This window comes from Streptomyces sp. A012304, from assembly GCF_026008495.1.
Lineage (GTDB): Bacteria > Actinomycetota > Actinomycetes > Streptomycetales > Streptomycetaceae > Streptomyces.
In genome coordinates, this window is the sequence record NZ_BQUN01000228.1 from 162294 (window position 1) to 168293 (window position 6000).

Below are 6000 nucleotides of genomic sequence, written 5' to 3' on the forward strand. Positions count from 1 at the left end.
GCTCTGCCCGGCGAACCCATGGTCCCGTCCACATCCTCCGTACCGTCGTCCTTCACGCCGTCGCCATCCCGCCCTTCCTTCTCGTTCCGTCCTCCTGGAAGACTCCTCGCGCGCGCATCCCGTTCCGAACCGGCCGGGCGCAACCCGCCCGCACGAGAGGTCCCCCAGCCATGTCCGAAGTCAACCGGCGCCGCTTCCTCCAACTCGCGGGCACGACCACGGCGTTCAGCGCGCTCTCCGCCAGCATCGAGCGCGCCGCCGCCCTGCCCGCGCACCACCGTACGGGGTCCATCGAGGACGTCGAGCACATCGTCGTGCTGATGCAGGAGAACCGATCCTTCGACCATTACTTCGGCAAGCTGAGAGGCGTGCGCGGCTTCGGCGACCCGCATCCGGTGACGCTCGACAACGGCCGGTCGGTCTGGCACCAGTCGGACGGCGCCAAGGACCTCCTGCCCTTCCACCCGGAGGCCGACGACCTCGGCATGCAGTTCCTGGAGGGCCTGCCGCACGGCTGGACCGACGGACAGGACGCCTACCACGGCGGCAAGTACGACCGGTGGGTGCCCGCGAAGGGCACCACGACCATGGCGTACCTGACCCGTGAGGACATCCCGTTCCACTACGCGCTCGCCGACGCCTTCACCGTCTGCGACGCCTACCACTGCTCGTTCATCGGCTCCACCGACCCCAACCGCTACTACATGTGGAGCGGTCACACCGGCAACGACGGCCGGGGCGGCGGCCCCGTCATGGGCAACGACGAGCTCGGCTACGACTGGACGACGTACCCCGAGCGGCTGGAGCGGGCCGGTGTCACCTGGAAGATCTACCAGGACATCGGCGACGGACTGGACGCGGCCGGTTCCTGGGGCTGGATCGAGGACGCCTACCGCGGGAACTACGGCGACAACTCGCTGCTGTACTTCAACAAGTACCGCGACGCCCGGCCCGGCGACCCCCTCTACGACAAGGCCCGCACGGGGACGGACGCCCAGGCCGGTGACGGCTACTTCGACCGGCTGCGGGCCGACGTGGCGGCGGGCACGCTGCCGCAGGTCTCCTGGATCGTCGCCCCCGAGGCCTTCTCCGAGCACTCCAACTGGCCGTCGAACTACGGCGCCTGGTACATCGCCCAGGTCCTCGACGCGCTCACGTCCAACCCGGAGGTCTGGTCGAAGACCGCCCTGTTCGTCACCTACGACGAGAACGACGGCTTCTTCGACCACCTCGTGCCGCCGCTGCCGCCGACGGACGACTCCCGGGGCAAGTCCACCGTCGACGTCTCCCTGGACCTCTACCCGGGCGACGACAAGCGCCCGGCCGGCCCGTTCGGCCTCGGTCCGCGGGTGCCGATGCTGGTCGTCTCGCCCTGGAGCAAGGGCGGTTACGTCTGCTCCGAGACCCTCGACCACACCTCGATCCTGCGGTTCATGGAGCGCCGGTTCGGGGTGCGCGAGCCGAACATCTCCCCGTGGCGCCGTGCCGTCTGCGGCGACCTCACCTCCGCCTTCGACTTCTCCCGCAAGGACGCGAGGCCGGCCGCGCTCCCCGACACCGACGCCTACGAGCCGGCGGACCGCGAACGCCACCCCGACTACCGTCCGACGGTGCCCGCCGACCCCCGCATGCCGAAGCAGGAACGCGGTCAGCGCCCGACCCGTCCCCTCAAGTACGCGCCCTGCGTGGACGCTTCGGTGGACGCTGCGGCCGGCACCGTCACCCTCACCTTCGCCTCCGGGCCGAGGACCGGCGCGGCCTTCCTCGTCACCTCCGGCAACCGCGCGGACGGCCCGTGGAACTACACCACCGGCGTCGGGAAGACCGTCTCGGACACCTGGAACACGGCGTCCACCGACGGCGCCTACGACCTGACCGTGCACGGCCCGAACGGGTTCCTGCGGGTCTTCCAGGGGGCCGGGCGCACGGCCGGGCCCGAGGTGGTCGCGCGGCACGTCGGTGACGCCCTGGAGCTGACCTTCACCCACCGGGGCTCCGGCACGGCCGAGCTGAAGGTGACCGACGGCTACGGCGGCCGTGCGACGACGGTGAGGGTGCGCGGCGGGGCGGTCCTCAAGCGGACCGTCGACCTGGCCGCGAGCCGGCGCTGGTACGACCTCACCGTCACCTCCGCCGGTGACCCGTCCTACCTGCGCAGGCTGGCCGGACACGTCGAGAACGGGCGGCCCGGCGTGAGCGACCCGGCCATCGCGACGGAGTGAGCGGGTGGGTGCGGATGCGTGGGTAAAAGCCCGGTGAACACCAGCTCGTGGGGGCTGGTCAGGTCCCGGTCGGCTCGGGGTAGTGTGCCCCGGTGACCACGCATTCGAACACACCTGCAGGTTGGTACCCGGATCCGCACGGGGCCGCGCAGACCCTCCGGTACTGGGACGGCACCCAGTGGACCGAGCACACCCACGCCGACCAGCAGGCGCGGCCCGCGGCGCAGGTGCCGGCGCAGCCGGCCGGGCCCGACCCCCGGGTCCAGCGCCAGGTGCAGCAGCAGGCCGGGGTCGCGCCGAGCGGCCCCGGCGGTGGCACGCTGTTCAGCGAGCCGGTGCTGGTGGTGAACCAGAAGGCCAAGCTGATCGAGCTGACCAACGAGTACAAGGTCATGGACCAGCAGGGCAACCAGCTCGGCTCGGTCGTCCAGGTCGGCCAGAGCGCCCTGCGCAAGGTGCTGCGGTTCCTGGCCAGCATCGACCAGTTCCTGACGCACAGACTGGAGATCCGCGACGCCTACGGGCAGCCGGTGCTGCTGCTGACCCGGCCGCGGAAGGTGTTCAAGTCCCGGGTGGTCGTGACGCGGCCCGACGGGCAGCCGGTCGGTGAGATCGTCCAGCAGAACGTCTTCGGGAAGATCAACTTCGCCATCACCGCGAACGGGCAGCAGATCGGCGCGATCAAGGCGGAGAACTGGCGGGCCTGGAACTTCGCGATCGTCGACCACGCGGACAACGAGGTCGCCCGGATCACCAAGACCTGGGAGGGCCTCGCGAAGACTCTCTTCACGACCGCCGACAACTACGTCCTCCAGATCCACTACCAGCTCCCCGAGCCCCTGCTGAGCCTGGTCGTCGCCACGGCCCTGACCGTCGACACGGCTCTCAAGCAGGACTCCCGCGGCTTCGGCTGAGCCGGGGGTTCCGCGGTGACGCGGCGAGGCTGACAGCGGCGGGGCGCGGCGCCCGGGCTCGGTGCCGTCCGGGCTTGTCGTGGCGGTGCTCAGGGCGTTCGGCGTTCGCGCCCCCGGCCGCTCACGGGCGTGCCCCGTGGCCGAGGGCGTCACAGCGGTGTGAGGTGTTCCGGTTCGATGGTCGGACGGCGCCGGAGGGCCCGTTCGATGGTCGGGCAGGGCCGGAGGACCGGTTCGGTGGTCGGGCGGGGCCGGAGGGCGGGTTCGGGGGAGGCCGTGGTCGGTTCCAGGGCCAGGACCGCCGCCACCGGGTGCTCCTCGTCGGCGGGCGCCGGTCGCGGGGTCGCCCGGGACAACGTCACCACGCCCCAGGAGGCGAGACCCGCGCCCGCCAGGGCGAGCAGGACGCCCGCCGGCCCGCCCTGGAGCCGTTCGCCGAGCAGGACCAGGCCGATCACGGCCGCGGCCACCGGGTTCGCCAGGGTCACCACGGCCAGCGGGGCGCCCAGGCCGCCGCGGTAGGCGGTCTGCGACAGCAGCAGCCCGCCCGTGGCGAAGGCGGCCACCAGCAGCGCCACCCCGATCACCTGCACACTCAGCAGCGAACCCGACCGGTCCGTCGCCGCGACCGTCACCGTCTGGGTGAGCGCGGAGGCTACCCCGGAGGCGACGCCGGACGCCGTCGCGTGCCGCAGCCCGGGCCGGGCACCCGGCCGGGCCAGCACACCGATCAGCGCCGCCGTGGCCCCCGCCACCGCGACCGCCTCCGCAGCGCCGAGCACGTCCTCGGGGGCCGGACCGGACGCCGTCACCAGGATCGCGGCCAGCCCGAGCAGGGTGAGCGCGGTGCCCCGCCACTCGGCCGCGCTGACCCGCCGTCCCGCGACCCGCGCGCCCATCGGCACCGCCGCGACCAGGGTGAGCGCGCCGAGCGGCTGCACCACGGTGAGCGGCCCGTACTTCAGGGCCACGACGTGCAGCAGCGCCGCCCCGCCGTTGAGGCCCACCGACGCCCACCAGGCGCCCCGGCCCAGCAGTCCCGCCAGGCCGGTGCCCGCGGAACGGGAGGCCAGCCGCTCCTGGGCGACGGCGGCGGCCGCGTAGGCGACGGCCGAGAACAGCGACAGGACGACGGCGACGAGGGTGGCGCTCATCGGCCCGCCCCCACCAGCACCTGGTCCTCGGCCGGGACCAGGACACGCGTCCCGCGCACCGCGGTGGTCGTCGTGCGCCGCGGCGCACGCACCAGCGCCAGCGCGGCGCACAGCAGGGCGCCCGCGACGAGCGCGTCGAGCCAGTAGTGGTTCGCGGTCCCGACGATCACCAGCAGGGTCAGCAGCGGGTGCAGCAGCCACAGCCGGCGCCATCGCGAGCGGGTGGCCACGATCAGGCCGATCGCCACCATCAGCGCCCAGCCGAAGTGCAGCGACGGCATCGCCGCGAACTGGTTGGACAGGTGGTCGGTCTCCGGCGGTCCGTACACCGACGGCCCGTACATCCGCGCGGTGTCGATCAGCCCCGTCGCCGCCAGCAGCCGCGGCGGGGCGAGCGGGAAGAGGAGATGCAGCACGAGGGCGGCGGCGGTGACGGCCGCCAGGACCCGGCGGGCCCACACGTAGTGCGCCGGACGCCGCAGGTAGAGCCAGATCAGGAAGGCCGCCGTGGCGGGGAAGTGGACGGTCGCGTAGTAGGCGTTCGCGACACGGACGAGGGTGTCGCCGTGCAGCAGCAGGGACTGCACGGACGCCTCGCCGGGGAGGTGGAGCCACCGTTCGACGTGCCACACCTCATCGCCGTTGCGGAAGGCCTCGGCGGTGTGACCGGCGGCGAGCTGCCGGCCGAGCTTGTAGACGAGGAAGAGCCCCGCGACGAGCAGCAGCTCCCGGACTATCGGCGGCCGCGCCGGCGGGGCCGGCTCCGCATTCCCAGGCTCGGTGCGGGCATTCATCCCCCGGCCCCTTCGCTGACGGTGGTGCGTGCGGTGGCGCGGCCGGGCCCATGACCCGTGCACACACCATCGATACGATGTCGTACCGAAACGCCAGTGTACCGATACGCGTGCGTACCGGTACACTGCCGTATCGATTGATGTGCGCCACACTGGAGGGCAGGCCCTCGGCGGGCCGCCGGACAGCACCGAGGAGGAGTACCGATGACGTCGCAGGCCGCGGACGGACCGGAGACGGTCGCCGCCTCGCGCCGCTCCAGGCTCACGCCCGAGCGTGAGCAGGAGTTCTTCGACGCCGTCCTGGAACAGATCCGCGAGTGCGGGTACGACGCCGTCACGATGGAGGGTGTCGCCGCCAGCACGCGGTGCAGCAAGTCCACGCTCTACCGGCAGTGGAAGACCAAGCCGCAGTTCGTCGTGGCCGCGCTGCGCTCCCGCCGCCGTTCCCGCCTCGGCGGCATCGACACCGGGTCGCTCGCGGGCGACCTGCGGGAGGCCGCGCGCGCCGCGGGCCGGTGGTCCGGGACGGACACCAGGCTGCTCCAGGCCCTCGGCCACGCCGTCATCCAGGACGAGGGGCTCGCGCAGGCCCTGCGGGAGGCGATCGTCGGGCCGGAGATCGCGGCGCTGCGCCGGATCCTGGACCGCGGCGTCGAGCGCGGCGAGATCCCGGCCGGCCACCCCGCGCTCGAGTACATCCCGGCCCAGATGGTCGGTGTGGTCCGCGCCCGTCCCGTCGTGGACGGGATCGACGCCGACGAGGACTACCTGCTGCGTTTCGTGGAGGCCGCCGTGCTGCCGGCACTGGGCCTCACCGAGGTACCCAGGCCGCCGTCCGAGGGATGACCGGACGGTGACCTGTCCGCGCCGCACCGTGGGGACGGGGGCGGCGCGCACCCCCCGGCCCGGGGGGGGG

At 73.0% G+C, this 6000-nt stretch carries 5 protein-coding genes; 3 read left to right on the plus strand and 2 right to left on the minus strand.

What is annotated here, in order from left to right; genetic code table 11:
• The first annotated feature begins 170 nt into the window (after positions 1-170).
• A complete protein-coding gene (locus ALMP_RS43670) occupies positions 171-2222 on the plus strand; it encodes a phosphocholine-specific phospholipase C (protein ID WP_264937635.1) in 2052 nt (683 codons plus the stop codon).
• A 92-nt stretch (positions 2223-2314) separates the two neighbouring features.
• Positions 2315-3136 (plus strand): phospholipid scramblase-related protein, encoded by an 822-nt coding sequence (locus ALMP_RS43675; RefSeq protein WP_264937636.1) that lies wholly within the window; start codon positions 2315-2317, stop codon positions 3134-3136.
• 149 nt (positions 3137-3285) lie between these two features.
• Here ALMP_RS43675 and ALMP_RS43680 read toward each other — a convergent pair whose 3' ends face one another.
• Complete coding sequence (locus ALMP_RS43680; protein ID WP_264937637.1) at positions 3286-4290, minus strand: hypothetical protein; 1005 nt, start codon at positions 4288-4290, stop codon at positions 3286-3288.
• Positions 4287-5084: a phosphatase PAP2 family protein gene (locus tag ALMP_RS43685; RefSeq protein WP_264937638.1), complete on the minus strand. Its 798-nt coding sequence runs from the start codon at positions 5082-5084 to the stop codon at positions 4287-4289. Before ALMP_RS43685 ends, ALMP_RS43680 begins: the two co-directional genes overlap by 4 nt.
• Positions 5085-5288: 204 nt before the next feature.
• Here ALMP_RS43685 and ALMP_RS43690 point away from each other — a divergent pair, with 204 nt between their 5' ends.
• On the plus strand, positions 5289-5930 hold the full coding sequence (locus tag ALMP_RS43690; RefSeq protein ID WP_264937639.1) for a TetR/AcrR family transcriptional regulator: 642 nt from the start codon (positions 5289-5291) through the stop codon (positions 5928-5930).
• Positions 5931-6000 lie beyond the last annotated feature (70 nt).